Raw genomic sequence first — 23,318 nt, forward strand, 5'->3', positions numbered from 1 at the left:
CTAAACATGGAGCAAAAACAAAGCTTTTGGGTAAAGATAAAAGAGATACTGAAGGACTCATACAAGAACTTTCAGCGGGACGAGCCTATTGTGTACAGTGCGGCCATTGCTTTTTTCACGATCTTCTCTCTCCCTGCTATTTTGATTGTGCTGACGCTGGCCGGCTCTATCTTCTTCTCCGAAGAGACTGTTCAGGCAGAGATCGTCAATCAAATGGAAGATCTGATGAGTGAAGAGGTTGGCAAGCAGGTAAGTGACTTGCTGGATAATGTGACACAGATACCCATTGGGTTCTGGAGCGTCCTGATCGGGGTGGCCGTGGTCGTGAAAAGCGCTACTATTATTTTCTTCATCATGCAGAAAGCCCTGAACTCAGTCTGGCAGATCAGGGTGAAACATGATGTCAACTACCTGAAGCTGCTTCGCCATCGCCTTGTGACACTGGGCATCGTAGCAGGGCTGGGATTCCTGCTAATGACGAGTCTGATACTGGATGCTGCGCTGATGGTGTTCAACGAGGAGCTTTACGACTTGCTGGAGGAGCACCTGACCTCAGCCATAAAACTGATCAAGACTGCTTTTTCAATTCTGGTTGTGCTCACTTTTTTTACGGCCATACACAAGATACTTCCTGACGCCAAAGTACAGTGGCGCGACGCACTGGCAGGAGGCATCATCACCTCCATCCTGTTTCTGATCGGCAAAGAGGTTATTGATTATATTCTGAGCAGTGTAAAAGTGGTTGGCTTCTATGCTGCTGCAGGATCGTTTGTTGTGGTTTTGCTTTGGGTATTCTACTCCTCTGTTATCCTGATGCTTGGTGCTGAAGTCACCAAAGCTTACGCCAACAACCACGGACGTAAAGTGGAGCCTTCCGAAATTGCAGAGAAGTATGAGAAGGTAAATGGGGGCAGGGAGTAAGGCTTTAATTATTTTGTAAGGTCAGCTATCGCCATGATAGCGAAGGCAACGGTGCCGCCATACACGGCAAATTTAGTGATGGGAGAGGCGTTGGAGAGAAAGGCCGTATGCTGGTTGTACTTGATGACGCCCATAAGCGTTAGGGACAGGTATAGAAATAACGCCAATGGAATGATATTGAAAAGTATCTCGAGGATGTCATTAGCCATGGGTACTGCTCTATTTTGTTGGGTATGTTGCAAAGATAGGTATAAATGACAGGCAGCAGTATCTTTGGGTCTAAACAATACGAATAACTTAAGACCTCCTTGCTTTATGGCCCTAACCAAAATCTGCAAAGCCTTTCACGAACTGACCCCGAACGAGCTGTATGACATGCTGCGACTACGCAGCGAAGTCTTTGTGGTGGAGCAGACCTGTGTGTTCCTCGATATGGATGACAAGGATCAGCTATGCCATCATGTGCTGTTTTACAATGAGGAGAAGGTATTGATAGCCACTTCCCGCTTAGTGCCAGCCGGAGTTTCTTATCCTGATATGATGTCGATCGGCCGCATAGTGACGAGCCAACTGGTGCGAGGCACAGGAGTAGGCAAAGAGCTAGTTGAGATGTCGATTGAGGAGTGCTACCGCTTATTTGGGAAAGGCCCGATCCGGATCGGGGCACAGCTTTATGCCAGAAAGTTTTACGAACGCTTCGGCTTTGAGCAGTCAAGCGAGGTATACGACGAGGACGGTATCGACCATATCAAAATGGTGAAGCAGGTATAGCAAGTGGTTGAAGTATAGTGGTTTTTTATTATCTTGATGTATAACCCCGCCAGAATATGAAAACAAAGATATACCCTTATGCTTTGCTGTTGGCTCTCGTCTGCTTGCTAAGCAGCTGCACCAAAGAAGAGGATGACTACATCAGTAAATACTGCCCCGGTTCCTGCACAGAGGTAAGTGGACAGGTGCTGCGAGGCAGTGGGCAGCCCATCAAAAACATGCAATTGCTTGTGACCTGGCAAAACCTGCGACCATTCAAAGGAGGCGGAGGCGGCATTATTCGAAAAAAGGCTGTAGCTTATACTGATGACAGCGGGAACTATACCTTGCGCTTCCTGCTGCGCGATGATGAAATGGAGGAGGGGCACATTGAGGTAGCGCCTCAGGGAAGAGGTTGCAGCCAGGTGAATTGTCAAAGCTATACCTTGTATTGGGATGAGCTGAAGCGCGATACAACCTTCACGCACAATTTTCTGATCGACTAAAGCACCTGCTCAGGTGGCTGTACCTCCCTAAAATGCCAAGCTCTATGCCTTATACGCTACACCGTATTTTTATCTTTCTTGCTTTTCTGTTGGGGCTTTCTACTATGGCTCAGGCGCAGCTGGTTAAACGTGTAGGCTTGCATGTGGGAGCCGCTACTCCAATTGGGAATTTTAAGCACGACCGTTTTGAAGACGAGTACCCGCCCATGGCCAGGAGAGGGGTGAACGTGCAGGCAGCTTATCGGGTGGAGGTGAAGCCTTATCTGGCAATAGGTGCAACAGCGGGCTTCCGTTTCAACAGCTTTGACCTGAACGCCTTTGCATCACCTGACGATGTGCTAGTACTACGCCGGGAGGCAAGCGGCTGGAAAAGTACCTATGCACTGGCTGATCTATACCTGCAAAGCCCTTCCTCTTCTTTGTTTGGCTTCGTGAAAGGTTCTTTGGGTGCTGCTTACAATAAATCACCCGAGGTACAGGTCGATACCTCCTTCGGCCCGATCCGCCGTACCTCTGATTCGGCTGCAGCACTGGCTTATGGCCTTGCAAGCGGATTCGCTATACAGCAGGGCCGTTTCCTTCTCACCGTGGAGGTTGGCGTGCTCGGCACCCGACCTACTTTCGAAGTTATGGATGCGCAAGGAGGGAAAAGCACTTTGAAACAACCGATGCACACGGTTACCTCTATGCTAGGGCTGAGCTATACCTTGTAAGCAGGTATGCAAACAAAAGGCCCGGTCTTAAAACCAGGCCTTCTCCCGAGCAGGTTAGCTTCTTATATTACCATCACAAGCTTTCCAAATGCATCCACCAATTGCAGCAACCTGTTTGTGAGCGCCACCTGCTGCTCTTCTACATGCTCCGGCATCGCACTTTCAGTTAATGATGCTGTTGTAATTGGTGGCTCTATATGAGGAGCAGTTTCATAGGTCGGGTAGCACAGCTCCACGGTACACCTGCTATCGCTGCTGTAGAAAAGACTTACTAGGAGAAGCCCGCCTAAAAAGATCAATCCTGTTTTTTTCATAGCTGTAAAGGATTATTTGCGCAATACTGCCAGTGCTTCGCCGGAAAGCTCTACCTGTGCTTGTTCAGATAAATTGTAATGCAGCGCAGGTATAGACACATTGATCAAAGCCAGATGACTGCGGTTGCCGATCTCCAGGTTTGCCTGCTGTATTTTATTGTCTGGATAAATGAGCAGCTTGGACTCGCTTCCTGGGCTGGTGCCAGTGACGGCATACAGGCGCTGTAACTCGTTGCCGTCCAGTCGCACCATTACACCATTGTCCAACTCCAGCCTGATGCTGTCTTGTTTAAATCCTTTCAATGTTGTGTTCAGCCAATTGGCCGTATTCTGTCGCTGCACGTTTGTCACCGGTTCACCATTTAAGGTATGTGTTGCATTGGCGCGCAGCGTGTGCAGCATCGGGGTTTTGATGATCAGGTGTGGAGAGCCCCAGCCGCGTACGCCTTTTTGTTTATCATGGGTCGTCACGTCAATCTGCAGCGTGCTGGCTTCCTGGCTGATCTGTACCACTTCGTCATTGCCTTTGTAAAGGTATACCGCATGCTCGTCGCCTGGCTCTATCACCACACTGAGCATATCGCCCGCATTTACCTCAATCTCCTCAAAGCCATTGAAGTCCATGGCGATGTAGTTGCGATATGGGTCCTGATAGGACTTCGTGTTGTACTCCGCTTTCAGCGCAATGTTGTAGGTAGCCAGTGCGCTCAAGAGCACAAAAAAGGCGAAGAGTAAAAGTTTATTGCTGGTTTTCATGGTTTCTGCTCGATTTCTGATTCGTAATTTTCTGTTTTAAAAGCTTCGTAGCGCTGCTGGATCTCTTCCAGGTCTATCTCCAGCAAAAAGAGGTTGCGGAAAAACGCGGGCAGGTCCTGCTGCAGAAAGCGCTCCTTACGCTGTGCCTTCACTTTCCTGACAGCATCGGGCGTCACAAAAAAGCCGATGCCGCGCTTGTTGTAGATTACCTCCTGGTTCTGCAGCTGCTCGTAAGTGCGCATCACCGTGTTGGGGTTTACCTGAAAGCTCACCGCCAGGTCGCGCACAGAGGGTATTTTGTCTTCTGATGCCCACTTGCCCAGTAGGATCTGGTCGCACACGTGCGCCGCGATCTGCAGGTAGATGGGTTCGTTTTCTTTAAATTCCATATTGTCTCCTCCCTACTAAACTTGCTTCTCCTTTATTTTAAAATAAGCTACTACCCAACTGATCAGGGCCAGCACGACCAGCAGCAAGACGATGAGTAGTTCATTTCCCTCATAGGCACCCACGTCAAATCGCTTTTCGTTTTCCATAAAATAGGCCGCTGAAAAAGGCCCCGCCGATACGAGGTCGCGCCCGAGCATGGCCTGTACCCAAAGCTTGTTTAGGTTGTAAAACAGAAGGATGCCTACAAAGCCAGCAAAAGCCGTTTTGATAAAATGATGCTTGTTGAAATAAGCTGAGCCCACTAGCATCAAGGCATTGAACAAGGCATAGAAGATCAACAAAATGTGTAGTCGCGGATCAGAAGTCAGAATGTTTAGCATTTCCGGATCAGAACCAACCCGCGGATCAATGCTGAGCACTATGGTGAGGATCAGGTAAAAGGAAGGTATAAACAGCAGCAGGTAAATCGGAAACGCGTAAAGCCAACCCACCAGGTATTTTTCGAGCTGCGAGGCGGGCAGGGTCAGAAATGCGATAGCCTTCTTTTTGTCGCCCAGTTGCGCAAACACAGTGCTCGAAAACACCATACCTGCCCCTATCAAAAAAAACATGAAGAAGATGGATTGCTCTTCAGACTCCATAGGTGTTGCAGCCAGGTAACTGGCCGTGCCCATGATGATGAACATGGCGCCCAATAGTACCCCTAGCGACAGTAGGTAGGTCTTGTATTGCTCCACGGTGTGTTTGCGGAACAGCAGGGCAAAGCGACTCAGATTAAAGTGATTGTTCATAGTGAGGTCTTTGAAGGATTTCGGTTACAGATGTGTTGCCACTGGTAATGGCGTTGAAAAGCAGCTCCATGTCCACTTTGCTGTAGTTGCCCATCAGGTTAGGCAGTATGGCCTGCTTGCCACGCAGCGCGTCTTCTGCGTAAAGCGCACTTTGTGCTTCCGTTTCAGAAAGGGTGGTAAAAGTGAGACGCTCACTGATCGCATCAAGCGACTCGTTCAGCACGATTTCCCGGTCATGTACGACCACCAGTGTGTCTATCAGGCTGTCGAGGTCACGTACCTGGTGCGTGGAGATGATGATACAGCGGTGCTCCGTAAGGGCAGAAGCGATGATGCGGCGAAACTGTACCTTGGAAGGTATATCCAGGCCGTTGGTCGGTTCGTCCATGATCAGCACGCTGGTGTTGGTAGCCAGACCGAAAGCAATAATGGCTTTCTTTTGCTGCCCAAACGACATTTTGTTGAAAACGGCATCCTGCGGCACATCAAACTCCGAAAGGTAGCGGTAAAAAGCTCCTTCGTCGAAGAGGGGGTAAAAAGGGGCGGTGTTCGCTACAAACTGCCTGGCTGTAAGCGAAGGCATGTAAATCTCTTCAGGTATAAAATACAGGTCCTCAAGCATGGCAGGATAGCGCTTACCAGCCTCAAAGCCGTTTACCTGGCAGCTACCCTCCAACGGGAAAACGAGTCCCGCCATGTTTTTGAGCAGGGTAGACTTGCCTGCACCGTTTTTGCCCAGCAGTCCATAAATGTGGCCCTCCCGTAGCTTCAGGTTCAGGTTTCGGAACAGCAGCGACTTGCGGCTATACCCAAAGCTGAGGTTATTGATCTGTATCATATCCGTTTGTTTTAGTGTATTAGTTACATAGTACACTACAAATGTAGATATTGTTTTATCAATACCAAATTATTTTAAAAAAATATTTAGTGAAGGATATATAAGCTTATAATCAGGTACTTGAGTAATTCGCATACCTAAGGGAGGAAGGGGAGCTTAAGTGGGTATAGGCGAAATAGGAAGAGACGAAATTGCCTGCGCTGCAACAACGCTGTAGCTATACCTATACCTTGAAAGAGGGATGATGGGAAAGCGCCAGGTATACCTGCTCTGCGTCCTGTTTTTCGAATATTTTCTGAGAGGATCCAAAGTCAAGCACAAGTTTAGCGGTCTGCTGCTCAGTCTCTGGTTTGAAGTAGGCAAAGCACAGTTTGCTGACATCCACCACAAAGACGGCAGGCGTTTTGTCGCTGCCAAGCTGTATGGTTAAAAAGTCGCTGTTCACGTGCTGCATGGCTATACCTTGATCTGCTCAGGTATACGTTAGTTTCTAAACTTCTGTGTGATCATCAGGCCATGCCTCCTGCTTTGCAGCACGCCTATACCTACCCGCCCGAAGCGCACATGCAGGATGTTAGCCCGGTGACCCGGCGACTCCATCAGCCCTTTGTGGGCAATGGTCAGGGTAGGAGCCAGGGCCAGGTTTTCGCCGGCTGCCCTGAACGGAATATTGGCCGCCCGGATCCTGTCAGCGGCACTGGCTCCCTCAGGCGTTATGTGTGAGAAATAGCCGCGCGTGAACATATCGGCTGCATGCCGGCGGGCGACGGTTGTGAGCGCAGTGTCCGCTTGCAGGGGTTGCAAGCCCATGGCGATACGCTCCTGGTTCACAAGCTCCAGCATGCGGGCCTCTAGGGCTGGCTTCGGCTGGTAGTCATCGGCTGTGAAGGGCAACTCGATATACTGCCCCGACTCCGGCGCAATGGTAAGTTTGTTGAGGGTGCGCTTCACTACCCGGTCAAACACAGGGGCCAGTTCATCTTCTGCCAGGTGGGTATAGGTTCCGAATCTGCCAGCAATACTGCTTTCCTGCACATAGCTCTGAAAACGCTCCGGAAAGGGAAAAGACAGCAGCAGAATCGAAATGATTGCGATGGTAATGATGCCGCTCATCAGTCCTGGCATGGTGCCAAGTGCTTTGTTCACGTGGTGCTCATGCAGTTCGTCCGAGAACTGATCCAGTATGAGCGACCCTACGAACTGTATGAGCATACTTGATAAGACCGCGATGATAAAAAAAGAGATGGGCGGGATCCAGTAGACACTCCAGTCAGTGGCGCGGCTGAGCCAGTCGGCGAGGGAAGGGTATAGCCGGAAGCTCAGAATCAGGGTACCCACCCAGCGCACCAGGTCGAGCAGGCTGAAGGCAAAGCCACGGCGCCAGCCCATGTAGGCGCTGAACAGCACAATAAGGGTGAGAAGAAGATCAAGGGCGTTCATTCCAGGTCTTTTTAGTGGTAGTACGGACAGGTGCCATTCAAAGATGACGGGGTCACCGTCCCGGCCTGACCAGCAGTTGACAATAAATAAGGTATGGCGTGACTCTTTATAAGCTTTCTGCGTAGATGAAGAAGTCCTGAAAAGGACATATCAGATACCTAAGTTACAAAATCCTTATGAATATTACCGTATACCCTGGCAATCCCTACCCGCTGGGTGCCACATGGGATGGTGAAGGCGTTAATTTCGCCCTGTACGCCGACAATGCGACTGGCGTAGAGCTATGCCTTTTTAACACGACCGAAGACGAGAGTGAATCGGTAAAGATAAAGATGACCGAGCGTACCCACCAGGTATGGCACGCCTACCTGCCCGAGATCAGGCCGGGGCAGCTGTACGGCTATCGGGTGTACGGGCCGTACGAGCCATCCAACGGCCATCGTTTCAATCCGAATAAGCTCCTGATTGATCCGTATGCCAAAGCTATTTCAGGTACGATAAACTGGCACGACTCCCTCTTCGGCTACGAAATAGGCGGTCCTGAAGAAGACCTCAAGATGAGCACACTCGACAGTGCTCCTTTTATACCTTGTAGCGTGGTGGTGGACCCGAACTATGATTGGGAAGGTGTGAAGCAACCCAAGATCCCATACCACAGGTCGGTCATCTACGAAGCGCACGTCAAAGGGCTGACCAAACTGCACCCGGATATACCGGAGGAGATACGCGGAACCTATGCAGCCATCGGTCATCCGGTTACCATCAAGTACCTGCAGGAGCTGGGCATTACCGCCATCGAGCTCATGCCGGTACATCATTTCATCACCGACCGGCACCTGGCCGACCAGGGCCTGACCAATTACTGGGGCTACAACTCCATCGGTTTCTTTGCGCCTGATGTGCGCTACTCAAGCAGTGGCACGCTGGGAGAGCAGGTGGTGGAGTTTAAAAACATGGTGAAAGCGCTGCACCGGGCAGGTATAGAAGTGATTCTGGATGTGGTGTATAACCATACCGGAGAGGGGAACCATATGGGCCCGACGCTGTCATTCCGCGGTGTGGACAATTCGTCTTACTACCGCATGGTAGAGGAAGACAAGCGCTTTTACATGGACTATACCGGCACAGGTAACACGCTTAACGCCATGATGCCACCGGTGCTGCGCCTGATCATGGACAGCCTGCGCTACTGGATTCTGGAGATGCACGTCGACGGCTTCCGTTTCGACTTGGCAGCCACCCTGGCCCGAGAGCTGCACGAGGTAGACCGACTCGGCTCTTTCTTCGACATCATCCACCAAGACCCGGTTATCTCGCAGGTGAAGCTGATTGCTGAGCCCTGGGACATTGGGGAAGGCGGCTACCTGGTGGGCAAGTTTCCGCCGGGTTGGGCCGAGTGGAACGGCAAGTACCGGGACTGCATACGCGACTACTGGCGCGGTGCCGAAAGTATGCTGGGTGAGTTTGCGGAACGCTTTACAGGCAGCTCCGATCTCTATCGCGACGATTGGCGTCGCCCTACTGCCAGTATCAATTTCATCACGGCGCACGATGGCTTCACGCTGAACGACCTGGTGTCTTACAACGAAAAGCACAACGAGGCTAACGGCGAAGACAACAACGACGGCGAAAGTCACAACCGCTCCTGGAACTGCGGGGCAGAAGGTATAACGGAAGACAAAAAGGTGATTGAGCTGCGCGAAAGGCAGAAGCGCAACTTTCTTACCACGCTGTTTCTGTCGCAGGGAGTGCCCATGCTGGTAGCCGGCGACGAAATAAGCAGAACGCAGCAGGGCAATAACAACGCCTACTGCCAGGATAACGAAATATCCTGGATCAACTGGATAAACGCTGACAAATCATTGCTGGCTTTTACCCAAAAACTGATTGAACTGCGTCGCAACCACCCGGTATTCTGTCGTCGTCGCTGGTTCCAGGGGCAGCCGATCAAAGGGGTGGGCGTAGAGGATATTGCCTGGTTTCAGCCGGATGGCTCGGAGATGACGGAAGAGCATTGGAACCACGACTTTGCCAAGTCACTGGGGGTGTTTCTGAATGGTCGTGGCCTGCATTCTGTCGGCCCTAAAGGAGAGCAGATCATTGACGATAGTTTCTACCTGATCTTCAACGCTCACCACGAAGACATGGACTATACTATGCCGGAGGCTAAATACGGCACCCAGTGGACCAAAATACTGGATACCCACAACACGAAGATCAAGGATGAAGGACCTACCGTGGAGGCTGGCGAGACTATACGCATCGGAAGTCGCTCAGTTGTGCTGTTGCATCACCCGGCAGGACAATTGGTGAGCTGATTATGTCACTTAAAATAAAACAGAAATGGAATTGGATATAAAACACGATAAAAAATACCAGCAATTTACCGCCAACATGGGTAATGAAGATGCTGAACTGGCCTATGCCACACCTTCAGAGGAAGTAATAGATTTTACACACACATTCGTGCCTGAGTCGGCACGAGGTAAAGGAGTAGCCAACAAACTGATAGAAGAAGGTCTGTGCTACGCAGAAGAAAACGGGAAGAAAGTGATCGCTACCTGTCCGGTCGTGAAAAAGTTTATTCACAAAAATCCGGACTATCAAAAGCTGCTGAAACAATAGCCTGCCTGCGCAATCGAATAGAAGGTATAGCCTGCCAGAACAACGGTAAGCTATACCTTTTTTTGTGTCAGGACTTGTAGCGTGCGATGTAAGCAATGGCCGAGAGCACCAGCGGGTGCTTGGCCTGCATCTGCTCTAAAAGTTGTTCCATGACCAGGTAATCGCTAACAGCTGTGCTGATCTCATCGCACAGCAGCAGGTACTTATACCTGATGACACTGATGTAACACTTGTCATCGTTGTGAAGCAGAAAGTTGCAGATATTCAGGTATAACTCCTGAGCCGCCTTGTCACTCAGCTCAATATTTAAGGTGTCTTTAATTGCTTTTCTGGCGCTTTTCTTTTGCATATTAATAGAAGGTTCATACAAACAGGCATGCCTGATTTGTAGGACGGTCATACAGCCGGTTGAAGCAGGAGCAAGGTTACCGGAAAGGAAATACCGGTAGAGGCGCTTGCCCGTGGTGAGGGGCTAAGCGAACGGGAGTATTCTGTTAAGGTGTTAAGGGAAGTAAAATAGCTGCGCCGGGCCGGGTGTCGCAGACCAGCGCAGTTAACTTATTATTGTTTCACGAGCTGTATCTCGCAGTGCAGGCGTATCTCATCGCTCACAACTACACTGCCGGCCTCGGTTACTGCGTCCCACATCAATCCGAATTCTTTACGGTTGACCTTGCCTTCCACGCTGAATCCTGCCTTGGTTTGTCCATAAGGGTCCACCACGGTACCGTGATACTCCACATTGAGTGTAATGGGCCGTGTGGTGCCACGAATGGTGAGTTCTCCGTTCAGTTTTTCAAAACCGGGTTTCAGCTCTTCGTAGTCTTTGCCTTCAAATCTGATTTGCTCATGGTTCTCGGCATCAAAAAAGTCAGCTGACTTCAGGTGCGTGTCACGCTGCTCGTTGTTAGTGCTGATGGAGTCAACATCTGCCGTGAATACAATGCTCTTGGTGTTGTGAAAATCTTCGCCTTCTGTTTCCACTTCTACATTGAATTTTTCGAAATAGCCGGTCACGGTTGTAATCATCAGGTGGCGTACTTTGAATTGCACCTCACTGTGTGCCGGGTCTACGATCCATTTAGTTGTTGCCATAGGTATAAGTGGTTTTAATTTGTTTGACTATATATGGGTGCCAGTGCCTTTAGCATACTGCATCACAGGTAATAGGGTTATAATCTGGCAGTTATTTGCTCAGGGATTGGGAGGCATGTTGGGTTCTGCGCCTGCTCTGAATGTAGCGATGGCTCTGTTCTGGTAGAAAAGGGTGAGGATTTCGCCGGCAATGCGGTAGGAGTCTGCTTTTTCGAGTACAGCCATCAGGAGGTTCTCCTGCTCAATGATGGGGCACATGGCCCGTGTGGTGCCAAGGTTAGTCAGCTTCAGAGAGCCGTTATTAACGCTATACCTGCCCATCAACCGGTTGCAGCCTGTGTACCCTTTTAGCTCATTTTCGCCAGCTTCAAAGCGGATGTAAGCGGTTCGGTTTTCAGGATTATCCTGAAACTGCTGATCCTGCAAAGAGAGCAGAATCCAGTAAGAGCTCTTCAGCTCTGTGTCTCCTTCAACGCCGTACTGTCTGTTCTTCTCGCCAAGGTTACAGGCGTTCAGGCACAGGAGTAGTAGTAAGAGCCAACTGGTGCGTACCATATTTTTCATAGTGTCTTTCATTAAGGGCATAAGTTTATCGGATGCCTTGTCCAGGTATGGAATTGCATACGCATAAGACCGGAATTAGGTAGCATGGCACCCTAAAGCAGGAAGTCCACCCGGGAGGTGGACTTCGCTTTTAGATTTTACTTCTGGTAGCCGCGTACGCTTCGGCCGTAACTCGAAATAGGAGAGTCGGCCGAATAATCCGGACCCGATCGGTAACCATAGCCACGTGGGCTGCGACTTGGAGAGTCATCATGGTCACGGTCACGGAAGCGACGTGTTTCATAGTTGTCATTGCGGCCTTCACGATCCTGATTGCGGTGATCGTAGTTGCTGCCATACTGGCGACCGTAGTCATTGTCGCTGCTGCTGCTGCGGTGCTCACCACGGTCGTAGTAGCGGTCGTCCAGGCTTTCTGAATCTTCTATGCTTCGGCGTCCGTCCTGCCGGCCATGCGCATAATTATAGCGCTCGTCCTGGCCGTACTGGTCGAAGCGGCGTCCATGGCCGGTATGGCGGTAGCTGTTCTCCTGGCGGTCATAGCGGCGGTTGGTATGGTCCACATCGCTTTCTCTTCGCCAGCCGGTGCCACGGGTTTTCTCATAGCCGCCCTGCCGCTCGTAGTTCATGTATGGGTTCGGGTCGCCGTAGCGGTAGTGGTCGCCCTGTGAACTGCCGCTGCCAGAGCCGTAGTTGTAGTTGTCTCTGTCGCGATTGCTGTACTGGTTGCTGCCACTGCCACCCCATTCATTCTGGTGCATCTGCCCCTGCGTATGGCGGTCATCCTGATCGCGGTTGCTGCGCCAGCTGCTGGCGCCATAGCCACCCACCGGGCCACTACTGCCATAGCTTGTGCTGCCCTGGCTGCTTACGTTTCGGTACTCGTGGTGCTGGTCCGGCATACCGTAGTAGTTGCCGCGGTTTTCGTAGCGCGACTGGTAGTTAGATAGATTGCTTGATTGGTTATACCTGTCGCCGGATCGTCTTCCTTGCTCACGGTAGCTTCTACCAAAATCTTCGTTATGTCTCATAGTTTTATGTTTTATAGATTCATGTTCAACTATGCTTTTTAAACGAGCATCAAGCCGCAGTGTTTGGTTAAGGCATCATTTGCATACGCTCAAGTGGTGATTCAACTCGGTACAGTATGGAAAGGACGAAGTATAAAAGCCAGGCTATACCTGAGGAGTCGCTGCTGCTGGGCTGATCTCGAAAAGAGCGTGCTCAATGCGCCCTTTGCCCGGTGCCTGTACGGACAGACGCAGCGGCAGTGCCTGGGAGGGGTTTTGGGTAGGGAACCAGGGCCTCTGCTCCTGCACCACAATGAACATACCCTCTGGGCCTCCTACAGCTTCGAACAGCGCATTGGCCGATTTCCAGCGGGTCAGTTGCAGCTTCTCGCGCAGTTCCTGCGCAAAGGATGCTACATCACGCACAGGCAAGCCCACCTCTGCCACACCTATAAGCTGCTTTGGTCCAAAGGGTGCCAGGCTGGCTGGGGCTGTGCGGTGTGAAATGAACTCCAGCAGGTTGAGCTCCGGATCATAAAAATAAAGTGCCTGGGCTTGCCATGCCTCGTGGTATACGACAGGCGAAGTGGAACCGGGTGCATACAGAAAAGCCACACGATCCTGCAGCCATTTGCCTGCTTCCGCAATCCGGTTGCCTGGTAAATTAAAAGCAAGATGGTAGCCACCTACTGGCCGCTCCCGGTTTGTACGGAAAGTCAGGGTGCTGTGCCCCACCTGCACACTGAAAGCCTGCTGCTCTTCTGACAGCAGAGGTAGCCCCAGGGTTTCGGTATAAAAAGCTTTTAGCTCTTCAGGCTGGCGGGTGTGCAGTTCAACAGAAATTATTTTCATCAGATTGTCTCAGGGAGTGGTACTTACTTAAGAGATATACGAGAATAAATAACAGAGGACATTTAGAGGGGAGATACCTATTTAGACGAATTTAAACCAACTCTTCATTATTGGTTTCGTTAAATACTATCTGTAAATCTACCAAAATCAACAGGTCATGAAAGAAAAAGAAAGCATGAAAGGCAATGGACAGGATAAGTCAAAGTACTCCAAAGCCGAAAAATCCCGTAACGCCAGCAAAGGCACAACCCTCACTACCCGCCAGGGGCACCCTGTCACTGACAATCAGAATATTAGAACAGTAGGCAACCGTGGTCCGGCTACCATGGAGAACTACCACTTCATAGAAAAGATATCGCATTTTGACCGTGAGCGCGTGCCGGAGCGCGTAGTGCATGCTCGTGGTGCCGGAGCACACGGTGTGTTCCAATCGTATGGTACAGTAGGCAATGATCCTATTGAAAAATTTACCCGCGCCAAGGTGTTTAAGAAAGGAAAAGAAACGCCCGTGTTTGTGCGCTTCTCTACCGTAGGCCATGGTACGCACTCACCTGAGACGCTGCGTGACCCACGCGGCTTTGCCGTGAAGTTTTATACCGAAGACGGTAACTGGGACCTGGTAGGCAACAACCTTAAGATCTTCTTCATCCGCGATGCCATGAAATTCCCGGATCTGATCCACTCCCAGAAGCCAGATCCGGTAACCAATATACAAAGTGCCGAGCGTATCTTCGACTTCTTCTCCGGTACACCGGAGGCAACTCATATGGTTACCTTCCTGTATTCGCCCTGGGGTATACCTGCCAACTACCGTCAGATGCAGGGCTCGGGTGTGAACACCTACAAGTGGGTAAACGAAGATGGCGAGGCGGTGCTGGTGAAATACCACTGGGAGCCGATGAAACAGGGTATCCGCAACCTGACCCAGAAAGAAGCGCAGGAGATACAGGGTAAGAACTTCAACCACGCCACGCAGGACCTGTATGAGGCGATCGAGCGCGGCGACTACCCGGAGTGGGAACTGAACGTGCAGATTCTGAGCGACGACGATCATCCGGAGCTGGACTTTGATCCGCTGGACGACACCAAGCTGTGGCCGAAAGACCAAATTCCTTGGCATCCGGTAGGTAAGATGACCCTGAACCGCAACCCTGTGGACTACTTCAACGAGGTAGAGCTTTCCGCCTTCGGTACGGGTGTACTGGTAGATGGACTGGACTTCTCGGACGATAAAATGCTGCAGGGCCGTACCTTCTCCTACTCCGATACGCAGCGTTACCGTGTTGGAGCCAACTACTTGCAGCTGCCGATCAATGCACCGAAGACCCATGTGGCCACTAACCAGCGCGGCGGACAAATGGCCTTCGACACAGACTTTGCAGAAGGGCAGAACATCCACGTAAACTACGAGCCGTCCATACTGGGAGGATTGCAGCAGGCTGAAAAGCCGAAGGAGTATTCTCCGCGTTACGAAGCGAACCTGGTGCGTCAGCCAATCGACCGACCGAACCCGTTCGGGCAGGCTGGTGAGACCTACCGCAATTTCGAAGACTGGGAGCGTGACGAGCTGATCAACAACCTGGGCAACGACCTGGCCAAATGCGATAGCCGCATACAGGACAAGATGCTGGAGTACTTCACGCAGGCCGACGAAGACTATGGCCGCAGAGTGCGAGAAAGCATCGACCGTGCTACGAAGGAGATGAAGAAGATGATGATGGAGCATAAGAAAATCGAAGGCATGGATGGCCCGTCAGGTAATGTAACCGGCGAAGAAGGTGTGCAGGACGCTAAAAAGAAGTCTCACAAAGCGAAGCCTTATTAAGCTGCAAATTGATTAGGTACAGAGAGGCCGCTCCCAGGAAGGAGCGGCCTTTTTTTGTTCATTCCCACATCTCCCGAATTTTAGCTAATTTTGCAGTATTGTGAGAAAGCATAAGAAGAAGACTAATTTCGAAGTACTCGAGAACATTCGAATCGAGGAGATGGTAGCGGAGGGCAAGTGCCTGGCGCGCCACGATAATATGGTAGTGTTTGTGGGCGGTGTGGCTCCCGGCGACGTGGTAGACCTGCGCATCACCCGCAAGAAGAAGAGCTTCATGGAGGCGGAGGCCATCAACTTCCACAGCTACTCTGAGGTGCGGGTACAGCCATTCTGTGAGCACTTCGGTACCTGCGGCGGTTGCAAGTGGCAGCACATTGGCTACGACACGCAGTTGTACTACAAGCAAAAGCAGGTTCAGGATAACCTGGAGCGCATCGGCAAGGTGGCACTTCCGTCTTTCGACCCGATCCTGGGCTCTGCCAAAGACAAGTTCTACCGCAACAAACTGGAGTTCACCTTCTCCAACTACGGCTGGCTGACCAACGAGCAGATCAAGTCAGGGGAGGAGCACGAGCGCCGGGCGTTGGGCTTCCACATGCCGGGCCGCTTCGACAAGATTCTTGACATCCAGAACTGTTACCTGCAGCCTGAGCCTTCCAATAGCATCCGACTGGCCGTGCGCGACTACGCCCGCGCCAATGGGCTGGTGTTTTTTGACAAGCTCCGCATGAACGGCTGGTTGCGCAACCTGATCATCCGCACAGCTAATACCGGCGAACTGATGGTGATCGTGCAGGTATACCACGAGGACGAGGAAGCTTTGACAGGCTTACTAGATCATTTGGCTACAACTTTCCCTGAGATCACTTCGCTTCAGTATGTGGTGAACGGCAAAGGCAACGAGACTTTCCATGACCTGGAAGTAGTGTGCTACAAGGGCTTGCCTTACATTCACGAGGAAATGGAAGGTATACGCTTTAGGGTTGGACCGAAATCCTTTTACCAGACCAACGGTGACCAAGCCTACGAGCTTTATAAACTCACCCGCGAGTTTGCCGGTTTGACCGGGAATGAACTGGTGTATGACCTCTACACCGGAGCCGGAACGATCGCTAACTTCGTGGCCCGTCAGTCACGTGAGGTCATCGGTATAGAGTATGTGCCAAGCGCCATTGAAGATGCCAAGATCAACTCGCAGATCAATGACATTACCAACACGACCTTCTATGCAGGCGACATGAAAGACATCCTGTCAGATGAACTGATCGAGCGCCATGGTAGGCCGGACGTGGTGATCACGGATCCACCGCGTGCAGGTATGGACGAGAAGGTGGTAGCGAAGCTTCTGCAGGTGCATGCGAATCGCATTGTATATGTGAGCTGCAACCCGGCCACACAAGCCCGTGACCTGGAACTGCTCTCTGAGAAGTATGATGTAACACGTGTGCAGCCGGTGGATATGTTCCCACAGACGCACCACGTTGAAAATATTGTTCTGTTAACAGCTAAATAAAAGCGAATGCAAAACGATCCTGAATTAAACGGTAAATACCTCGGCACCATTTCCAAAGACTTTGTGGTGGTGGCTGAGACCCTGCGTGAGGCATCGTACCAGGTGCGCAAACGCCATATCTCCAAATACCCGATCTTTGTTTTTGCCCGAACGGAGGTACCCATTGGCTCACTTTTCCTGGCCAAAGAAGAGCTGGCGCTGGAGTGGAATATTAACGCTTCTTACCTGGAGGACTTTATCAAACACCGCCTGGTGGACCCGGAGAAAATAGAAGACTTCGTGGCAGCCTACAAAGACCCGGACGAGTTTTGCTGCCTCTTTGTGGTAGACGGAGAGAACTTCACCAACTTTGTGTTCATACCTTATCCGGAGGATTAAACTTGCGTTGCAAATTTCGTATCCTGACGCACAAGTATCAGTAACACGACTAAGTTATGTTACTGATATTGATAAAAATAAAAGGAATTAATCAGCAGCAGGAGTAACTCATACCCAACAAAAAAGGAAAGCTAGGCAGCTTTCCTTTTTTGTTTTCAAGGTCATGATAGATACTTGATACGCAGATCTAAAAATGCTGCCAGCCCTGTGCCTGGAGCGGGAAGGACTGTCCGTGTTTGTTGGCCAGATTGATACCTTCACTCTTGTCGGTGATCTTACCGATGATGCTGATGTCGGGGTGGTTCTTCACCTTGTCGTAATCTGAAATTGGCACCGTGAACAGCAGTTCGTAGTCTTCGCCACCGTTGAGGATGCAGGTGATCGGGTCGAGTTTAAACTCCATGGCAGCTTCCAATGTCTGCTCATCTACGGGCAGGTTGTCTTTGTAAATCGTGGCACCCACACCGGACTGCGCACAGATATGGAAGAGCTCTGAGGCCAGTCCGTCTGACACGTCGATCATGGCAGTTGGCTTAATGTCACGCTCCTTCATGTCATGGATCACATCCATGCGTGCCTCCGGACGGAGCTGGCGACCCACGATGTATTGCCTGTCTTCAAGTTGCGGTTGCATCTCCGGGTCAGCCATGAATGCCTGCTTTTCGCGCTCCAGAATCTGGAGTCCGAGGTAGGCCGCGCCCAGGTCACCGGTCACGCAGATCAGGTCGTTTTCTTTAGCACCGCTACGCAGCACCGCATTGCCTTTGGCCACCTCACCGATAGCCGTGATACTGATCACTAGACCGGTGCGGGAAGAGGTAGTATCACCGCCCACCAGGTCCACACCGTAGTTCTCGCAGGCCAGGCGCATCCCTTCGTAGAGTTCCTCTACGGCCTCCACAGTATACTTAGCTCCCAGTGCGATGTTCACTGTGATCTGAGTTGGTTTGGCGTACATGGCTGCAATATCCGATACATTCACGGCTACCGCTTTGTAACCCAGGTGCTTCAGGGGGCAGAAGGTGAGGTCAAAGTGCACACCCTCCAGCAGCATGTCGCTCGTTACCACAATCTGTTTTTCGCCCGGCTCCAGAATGGCTGCATCATCACCGATGCCTTTGATAGTAGAAGGCTGCGTGAGCTCAATCTTTTCGTTCAGGCGCTTGATCAGGCCAAACTCGCCTAATTCACTTAGTGAGGTATAGTTGCTCATCTTGTTTCTGCTTTATACCTGCAAAGGTACGCAATTTATAAGGTATAGGAGTAATCCACCCATCACGGAATTACTGCACGATATTTACCTTAGAAATAGTAGTTTTGTAACTGGTTCCTGCAAAGAGTGGGAAGCTATCCGAATATTTGTCTGCCTGGCAAAGCGGACAATGTATAAGCTGATTTGACAAAGATGAAAAATAAAGTAGTACTCGTAACGGGCGGTACGTCAGGTATAGGCAAGGCGCTGGTGTTTGCGTTTGGCAAGGCAGGAGCGAAGGTAGCCTACTCCGGGCGTAACCAACAGAACCTCGACCAGACCGCACAGGAACTGACGGCGGCAGGTATAGACAACCTGGCGATCAACGCAGATGTGAGTGTGGAAGCCGACTGCGAGCGTATGGTAGCGGAGACTGTTAGTAAGTTCGGGAAACTGGACATTTTGATCAACAATGCCGGCATCTCGATGCGGGCGCTTTTTGAAGACCTCGACCTCGACGTGCTGCGCAAAGTGATGGACATCAATTTCTGGGGCACGGTATACAGCACCAAGTTTGCGCTGCCTTACATACAAGCGGCGAAAGGCTCCATCATTGGCATTTCGTCTATCGCCGGCTACCGTGGCCTGCCTGCACGCACAGGATACTCGGCTTCTAAGTTTGCGATGCACGGCTTTCTGGAAACGCTCCGCACCGAGCTGCTTCACTCTGGCGTGCACGTCCTGATTGCCTGCCCGGGTTTCACGGCCTCCAACATCCGCAACACGGCCCTGGCTGCGGACGGACAACAGCAGGGGGAGACTCCGCGTGACGAGCAGAAAATGATGAGTGCCGAAGAAGTAGCTGATCGCATCCTGCAGGCGACTATCAAACGCAAGCGTGACCTCGTGATGACCACCCAGGGCAAGATGGCGGTATGGGTCAACAAACTCTTCCCTAGTCTGGCCGATAAGCTGGTGTACAACGTGATGGCGAAGGAAAAAGACTCACCATTAAAGAAGTAAATACTTTGTTCAAAGGGCTTTTGATAGTGTGAAAAAATATAAAAGAGAAGCTTTCGGGCTTCTCTTTTCATTGATGTCTAGCACAAAGTTCTCTTTTCAAAAGGGCATTTTCCTTTAGCCAAAAAACTACGGCAGTTCCAGCAGATTGTGCTTGCGCACGTAAGCTTTTTCGCCTTTCCAACGGATCTCGTACCAGATGTCCTGCTCCCCTGTAATAGGTACCTTGTGTCCCTGTGAAACAGTAGCCAGCCAGGTAGCACCGGCTGAGGGTGCCGACATGATCGCCACCTGGTCGTTACGGATGATGCCTTCGTCACCCAGGTCAAGAAAATTGATGTAATACAGGATGAAGAGCAGGTATACCACAAAGCCTACTTTAAATGTCTGGCTGAAGCGGTGCCCTTTGCGCCAGCTCACAAACATCACCGTCACGGTCACCACAGCCACAAGCAACAGCAGTTCCAGAATGCGCATGTAGTGCTTGCTGAACTGGGTTTTGAAGAACTGCAGGTCGTTGTACTCGTAGCCGCTCAGGCGATGCGTCTGCCCGAGTTCCTCCATCTTTTTGAGAACTGAGCGACTAGGCTGTTTTTTGTAGAAGAGGTGCAGGTAGTACATGGCTCCGGTATAGTCACGCACGCTTTCCTTGATGTAGGCCATCTTGAGGAGCATCTGCGGCGTGTATACCTGCTGGTGCTGCAGCAACGAATCGTAGAGCGTGAAAGCCTCAGTGTACTGCAGGCTGTTAAAGAGAGAATCAGCTTGGGATAGGGCTTTATTATCTGTCTGACTATAAACTGGTTCGGTGTTTAGCGCCAAAAAAAGGAGCAAAAAACCAGAGATTTTGAACCAAAGATTTTGCATTTAAACAGATAGATATTACTTTTGCAACGCAATTAAGGGAATCGCCCTTGAGAATGCAAGTTAGTAAAAAGATTCTGTAGCTCAGCTGGTAGAGCAATACACTTTTAATGTATGGGTCCTGGGTTCGAATCCCAGCGGGATCACAAAAAGCACCTCCCTTCTATAGGTAAGGAGGTGCTTTTCTTCACTAACTTATTACCGATTCTGTAGCTCAGCTGGTAGAGCAATACACTTTTAATGTATGGGTCCTGGGTTCGAATCCCAGCGGGATCACTTCAAGAAAGCCTCAAACCTATGTTTGGGGCTTTTTTATTTCCCCTGTTGCCAATTCCAAACCCTTTGGGCTGTTTCGAGTTTAAATGCCATAGCTTACCTAAAGTCGATCAATGGAAAACTTTGTCAAGATTCAGGTGCCGGTAACTATTTCTTACCCTGCTTTGGAAAGCGTACTCCAAAAGCAACTGGTGGGCGAATACATACCGAAGCCTTCCGAAGATACGGATTCAAACCCCTACGCACAGATTCTGGACGTTGGCCTGGCAGGCAGCAGTGCAGGCGCCGGCGACATCATCCTCAAAGTCAGGATACGGATTTTAAGGACCATACTCAAGCGCGATAATGTGGACCTGTATGTGCAGGCTACGCCAGCCTACGACAATGCCACGCAGCAGGTATACATCCGCAGGTTCAACATGCAGGCCCAGACCTCCAGCCGTTTTTATAATTCTTCGCTCGAAGTGCTGGTCAATAAAGTAGCCTATAATCAGATCATTCAGAAGGCAAGAGTAAATCTGTCTGAAATCATCTTGGGCGAACTGACGAAGGCTAACGGGATGCTGGAAGCGGGTATGGAACTGAAAGGGTTAAAGCTCACAGGCGCTGTAGAAGAGGTGCGTGTGCAGGACATCATGCCAAAATCAAACCAGTTGTTCCTGAACCTGGAGGTGCAGGCAAAAGTGGAAGTAGATGTGTTTGACCTAAGCGAATTGCTGCCTGCCTAACCTGCGCCAAACTATCCAGGAAGAGATGAATACAGGTATAGCAGCTATATTTTTTTTCATCTTAAAATAATTTTTTCTTGTTCTGTTAAAGGGTTGATGCTTAGGAAGATTAAACCAAAAAGGTGTCGGTTCGTTCTATACAGATACCTTTGGAAGCGTGAATAGTATCAGTGGGTTTTGGCAATTAAGGAAAAAGCCCTACTTTTGCACTCCCAACACGGGGAAATACGAGTACTGATTCTGTAGCTCAGCTGGTAGAGCAATACACTTTTAATGTATGGGTCCTGGGTTCGAATCCCAGCGGGATCACTGAAAAGAAAGAGGCTGTTTACGCAAGTAAGCAGCCTCTTTTACTTTTAGCCCTCTCTTCATTTTTGTCTCAAGGTTAGTTGCGTTCAGCATACCTTCCGCACGGGTATGGCCCATCACCAACGCAGTGACATAAACTTACCCCCAACAAACAAAAAGCCCCCGGCTACTTGCGTAGTCAGGGGCTTTCAGGTATAGGGTATGCGAGTTTTACTCAGTTTTATAAAGCGTTTCAAACAGCTTGTATTTAAACTGCTTGTACTCCTGCAGCACTGCGACCATGGCGAACAAGGTCAGAGCAATCACAACAGGGTATACCATGTACAGCATCGGGTGCAGGAGCGGCAAAAACAGCAGACCTAACAGCAACATAGATAAGAAACTGTAGAGGTACGAGGTCTTGGCACTGAAACTCAGAATACCGCCTTTTACCATCTTAGGACTGGTGAACGATGCTATGATTCCGATTGGCGTCAGGACCATCACGGCAGCAGCATACATCAGCAAAATAAAAGTTGCCTGTTCGTGGTTGAAGAAGGCCACATACAGCACCACAAGGGCCGCATCTATCAGAATAGGCATGCGCAAGGGCAATAGGCTGGCCTTTAGAAATTCCTTGTAGCTTCCTGTAGCACGCTCCGTCGTCAGCCACAGGTTTTTATAAAAGCCCCACACGTTGTTGAACACATAGGTATAGATCACAAGCGGACCCACAAAAAACCAGAGTGTTGCGTTCTTGTCCAGCATATGGATACCCTTGGCTGTGTACACGGTCGCGTCGATGCCGAGCATGAGCACTTTAAAGCCCAAGCCAAACATGAGCAGTTGTTTCGCCATTTTGTGGTTCTTGAACAGGCGCCAGCCCAGGCTGCGCCGGGCATTGTGGCTGTAGTTCACGGTGCGGCGCTTTGGTTCGAAGGCCGCTTGCTCGAGCAAGTAATTCGCTATCAGAAACGAAGTCAGCGACGCCAGGTGTACCACCAGCATCATCACCGAATTCACAGGCTCAAACATAGGCGCACGCGCTTCCAAAGCTATAAATGCACCTGCCATGATCACGGCACCCCAGAATGCACTGCTGCGCCAGTTGATGCGACGCTCAATAAACACCTGCAGTGATCGCCTTGTAATATGCGCTGTCAGGAACACCAGGAAACTCTGCGCCAGATGCAGCACGGTATAGTCAGATGACATCATGAAGAGCAGAAGCAGGAAATTGAGCAGCACGAAGTAGAATGGCGATACCAGCTCCACTACCAGCTCCGTCCAGAAGCGCTTGAGCGGTTTGACAGGGTAAATGCGGTTAATGAAGTCTGCTTTGGGGATGTAGGCCGGAAAAAAGCCACGCAATATTGTGAAGGCCAGCAGCAGCAGGTTGGTATAGCCCAGCATCTGGCTGACGTCCATATTCAGTCCGCCATCACGGGCCTGCTGAAGCAGATACGTAAACAGCCAGGCATAAAAAGCCGACAGCACAATGCCGAGCGCAAGCAGGAGCACCCGCTGCATCTTCTTGTGCCGGAAATAGCTATTCAGTCTTGCCTTGCAGGAATATAAAATCAGATCCATGTAATAGAGTTTAGGAGTTGGAGAGTCAGGGAATTTAGGAGTGCTCTACAATCTCAAACTCCTAAACTCTAAAACGCTCTAA

Annotated in this window: 27 protein-coding genes and 3 tRNA genes; 14 read left to right on the plus strand and 16 right to left on the minus strand. The window is 50.5% G+C overall.

Going from position 1 to position 23,318, the window contains the following annotated elements; genetic code table 11:
* The first annotated feature begins 6 nt into the window (after positions 1–6).
* A complete protein-coding gene (locus Q1A54_RS12210) occupies positions 7–921 on the plus strand; it encodes a YihY/virulence factor BrkB family protein (RefSeq protein WP_196115336.1) in 915 nt (304 codons plus the stop codon).
* Between the two features lie 8 nt (positions 922–929).
* On the opposite strand, the gene Q1A54_RS12215 is transcribed toward Q1A54_RS12210, so the two are convergent.
* The gene (locus Q1A54_RS12215) at positions 930–1,130 is read right to left on the minus strand and encodes a hypothetical protein (protein ID WP_196115338.1); all 201 of its coding nucleotides are present in this window, start codon (positions 1,128–1,130) and stop codon (positions 930–932) included.
* Positions 1,131–1,236: 106 nt separating this feature from the next.
* Here Q1A54_RS12215 and Q1A54_RS12220 point away from each other — a divergent pair, with 106 nt between their 5' ends.
* Genes Q1A54_RS12220 through Q1A54_RS12230 form a run of 3 tightly spaced genes read left to right on the plus strand, consistent with a single transcriptional unit; the run spans position 1,237 to position 2,890 of the window.
* Positions 1,237–1,692, plus strand: a complete 456-nt coding sequence (locus Q1A54_RS12220) for a GNAT family N-acetyltransferase (RefSeq protein ID WP_299988426.1) — start codon at positions 1,237–1,239, stop codon at positions 1,690–1,692.
* Positions 1,693–1,748: 56 nt separating this feature from the next.
* Positions 1,749–2,177 carry a carboxypeptidase regulatory-like domain-containing protein gene (locus tag Q1A54_RS12225; RefSeq protein ID WP_196115344.1) on the plus strand — a complete coding sequence of 143 codons (429 nt, stop codon included), beginning with the start codon at positions 1,749–1,751 and terminating at the stop codon, positions 2,175–2,177.
* A 44-nt stretch (positions 2,178–2,221) separates the two neighbouring features.
* Positions 2,222–2,890 carry a hypothetical protein gene (locus Q1A54_RS12230; RefSeq protein ID WP_299988429.1) on the plus strand — a complete coding sequence of 223 codons (669 nt, stop codon included), beginning with the start codon at positions 2,222–2,224 and terminating at the stop codon, positions 2,888–2,890.
* Positions 2,891–2,952: 62 nt separating this feature from the next.
* Here Q1A54_RS12230 and Q1A54_RS12235 read toward each other — a convergent pair whose 3' ends face one another.
* From Q1A54_RS12235 to Q1A54_RS12265, 7 genes are all read right to left on the minus strand, one after another.
* The gene (locus Q1A54_RS12235) at positions 2,953–3,204 is read right to left on the minus strand and encodes a hypothetical protein (RefSeq protein WP_299988432.1); all 252 of its coding nucleotides are present in this window, start codon (positions 3,202–3,204) and stop codon (positions 2,953–2,955) included.
* A 12-nt stretch (positions 3,205–3,216) separates the two neighbouring features.
* On the minus strand, positions 3,217–3,960 hold the full coding sequence (locus Q1A54_RS12240; RefSeq protein ID WP_299988433.1) for a hypothetical protein: 744 nt from the start codon (positions 3,958–3,960) through the stop codon (positions 3,217–3,219).
* Complete coding sequence (locus tag Q1A54_RS12245; protein ID WP_299988436.1) at positions 3,957–4,349, minus strand: GntR family transcriptional regulator; 393 nt, start codon at positions 4,347–4,349, stop codon at positions 3,957–3,959. Before Q1A54_RS12245 ends, Q1A54_RS12240 begins: the two co-directional genes overlap by 4 nt.
* Before the next feature lie 15 nt (positions 4,350–4,364).
* Complete coding sequence (locus Q1A54_RS12250; protein ID WP_299988439.1) at positions 4,365–5,141, minus strand: hypothetical protein; 777 nt, start codon at positions 5,139–5,141, stop codon at positions 4,365–4,367.
* Complete coding sequence (locus tag Q1A54_RS12255) at positions 5,125–5,979, minus strand: ABC transporter ATP-binding protein (protein ID WP_299988442.1); 855 nt, start codon at positions 5,977–5,979, stop codon at positions 5,125–5,127. Before Q1A54_RS12255 ends, Q1A54_RS12250 begins: the two co-directional genes overlap by 17 nt.
* A gap of 223 nt (positions 5,980–6,202) precedes the next feature.
* Positions 6,203–6,433 carry a hypothetical protein gene (locus Q1A54_RS12260; protein WP_299988445.1) on the minus strand — a complete coding sequence of 77 codons (231 nt, stop codon included), beginning with the start codon at positions 6,431–6,433 and terminating at the stop codon, positions 6,203–6,205.
* 29 nt (positions 6,434–6,462) lie between these two features.
* The gene (locus Q1A54_RS12265) at positions 6,463–7,419 is read right to left on the minus strand and encodes a CvpA family protein (RefSeq protein WP_299988448.1); all 957 of its coding nucleotides are present in this window, start codon (positions 7,417–7,419) and stop codon (positions 6,463–6,465) included.
* A 176-nt stretch (positions 7,420–7,595) separates the two neighbouring features.
* Here Q1A54_RS12265 and glgX point away from each other — a divergent pair, with 176 nt between their 5' ends.
* Together glgX and Q1A54_RS12275 are read left to right on the plus strand one after the other, a co-directional pair.
* Complete coding sequence (gene glgX, locus Q1A54_RS12270; RefSeq protein WP_196115369.1) at positions 7,596–9,737, plus strand: glycogen debranching protein GlgX; 2,142 nt, start codon at positions 7,596–7,598, stop codon at positions 9,735–9,737.
* 25 nt (positions 9,738–9,762) lie between these two features.
* On the plus strand, positions 9,763–10,044 hold the full coding sequence (locus Q1A54_RS12275; RefSeq protein WP_299988451.1) for a GNAT family N-acetyltransferase: 282 nt from the start codon (positions 9,763–9,765) through the stop codon (positions 10,042–10,044).
* 67 nt (positions 10,045–10,111) lie between these two features.
* Here Q1A54_RS12275 and Q1A54_RS12280 read toward each other — a convergent pair whose 3' ends face one another.
* The 5 genes from Q1A54_RS12280 to Q1A54_RS12300 form a co-directional block, all read right to left on the minus strand.
* Positions 10,112–10,393 (minus strand): hypothetical protein, encoded by a 282-nt coding sequence (locus Q1A54_RS12280; protein WP_196115374.1) that lies wholly within the window; start codon positions 10,391–10,393, stop codon positions 10,112–10,114.
* A 212-nt stretch (positions 10,394–10,605) separates the two neighbouring features.
* Positions 10,606–11,139, minus strand: a complete 534-nt coding sequence (locus tag Q1A54_RS12285) for a YceI family protein (protein ID WP_196115377.1) — start codon at positions 11,137–11,139, stop codon at positions 10,606–10,608.
* 99 nt (positions 11,140–11,238) lie between these two features.
* Positions 11,239–11,703, minus strand: coding sequence for an META domain-containing protein (locus Q1A54_RS12290; RefSeq protein ID WP_299988455.1), 465 nt, complete (start codon positions 11,701–11,703; stop codon positions 11,239–11,241).
* A gap of 137 nt (positions 11,704–11,840) precedes the next feature.
* Entirely contained in the window at positions 11,841–12,731 is an 891-nt protein-coding gene (locus Q1A54_RS12295) for a hypothetical protein (RefSeq protein WP_299988457.1), read from the minus strand.
* A 144-nt stretch (positions 12,732–12,875) separates the two neighbouring features.
* Entirely contained in the window at positions 12,876–13,562 is a 687-nt protein-coding gene (locus Q1A54_RS12300) for a VOC family protein (protein WP_299988460.1), read from the minus strand.
* 157 nt (positions 13,563–13,719) lie between these two features.
* Here Q1A54_RS12300 and Q1A54_RS12305 point away from each other — a divergent pair, with 157 nt between their 5' ends.
* The 3 genes from Q1A54_RS12305 (at position 13,720) to Q1A54_RS12315 (ending at position 17,278) form a co-directional block, all read left to right on the plus strand.
* On the plus strand, positions 13,720–15,387 hold the full coding sequence (locus tag Q1A54_RS12305) for a catalase (RefSeq protein WP_196115386.1): 1,668 nt from the start codon (positions 13,720–13,722) through the stop codon (positions 15,385–15,387).
* A 100-nt stretch (positions 15,388–15,487) separates the two neighbouring features.
* A complete protein-coding gene (rlmD, locus tag Q1A54_RS12310) occupies positions 15,488–16,900 on the plus strand; it encodes a 23S rRNA (uracil(1939)-C(5))-methyltransferase RlmD (protein ID WP_299988464.1) in 1,413 nt (470 codons plus the stop codon).
* A gap of 6 nt (positions 16,901–16,906) precedes the next feature.
* Entirely contained in the window at positions 16,907–17,278 is a 372-nt protein-coding gene (locus tag Q1A54_RS12315) for a hypothetical protein (RefSeq protein ID WP_196115389.1), read from the plus strand.
* A gap of 187 nt (positions 17,279–17,465) precedes the next feature.
* Here Q1A54_RS12315 and thiL read toward each other — a convergent pair whose 3' ends face one another.
* Positions 17,466–18,491: a thiamine-phosphate kinase gene (gene thiL / locus Q1A54_RS12320; RefSeq protein ID WP_299988469.1), complete on the minus strand. Its 1,026-nt coding sequence runs from the start codon at positions 18,489–18,491 to the stop codon at positions 17,466–17,468.
* A gap of 192 nt (positions 18,492–18,683) precedes the next feature.
* Here thiL and Q1A54_RS12325 point away from each other — a divergent pair, with 192 nt between their 5' ends.
* Positions 18,684–19,493 (plus strand): SDR family oxidoreductase, encoded by an 810-nt coding sequence (locus Q1A54_RS12325; protein WP_299988472.1) that lies wholly within the window; start codon positions 18,684–18,686, stop codon positions 19,491–19,493.
* A 126-nt stretch (positions 19,494–19,619) separates the two neighbouring features.
* Here the strand turns inward: Q1A54_RS12325 and Q1A54_RS12330 are convergent, their stop codons facing one another.
* Entirely contained in the window at positions 19,620–20,312 is a 693-nt protein-coding gene (locus tag Q1A54_RS12330; protein ID WP_230392018.1) for an SH3 domain-containing protein, read from the minus strand.
* A gap of 115 nt (positions 20,313–20,427) precedes the next feature.
* Here Q1A54_RS12330 and Q1A54_RS12335 point away from each other — a divergent pair.
* The 4 genes from Q1A54_RS12335 (at position 20,428) to Q1A54_RS12350 (ending at position 21,667) form a co-directional block, all read left to right on the plus strand.
* A tRNA-Lys gene (locus Q1A54_RS12335) sits at positions 20,428–20,500 on the plus strand.
* 57 nt (positions 20,501–20,557) lie between these two features.
* Positions 20,558–20,630, plus strand: a tRNA-Lys gene (locus Q1A54_RS12340).
* A gap of 113 nt (positions 20,631–20,743) precedes the next feature.
* Entirely contained in the window at positions 20,744–21,358 is a 615-nt protein-coding gene (locus Q1A54_RS12345; RefSeq protein WP_299988476.1) for a DUF4403 family protein, read from the plus strand.
* Positions 21,359–21,594: 236 nt separating this feature from the next.
* Positions 21,595–21,667 (plus strand) — tRNA-Lys (locus tag Q1A54_RS12350).
* Positions 21,668–21,877: 210 nt separating this feature from the next.
* Here Q1A54_RS12350 and Q1A54_RS12355 read toward each other — a convergent pair.
* Positions 21,878–23,236: a hypothetical protein gene (locus Q1A54_RS12355; RefSeq protein ID WP_299988479.1), complete on the minus strand. Its 1,359-nt coding sequence runs from the start codon at positions 23,234–23,236 to the stop codon at positions 21,878–21,880.
* Positions 23,237–23,318 lie beyond the last annotated feature (82 nt).

It is taken from the genome of uncultured Pontibacter sp. (assembly GCF_947502515.1).
Lineage (GTDB): Bacteria > Bacteroidota > Bacteroidia > Cytophagales > Hymenobacteraceae > Pontibacter.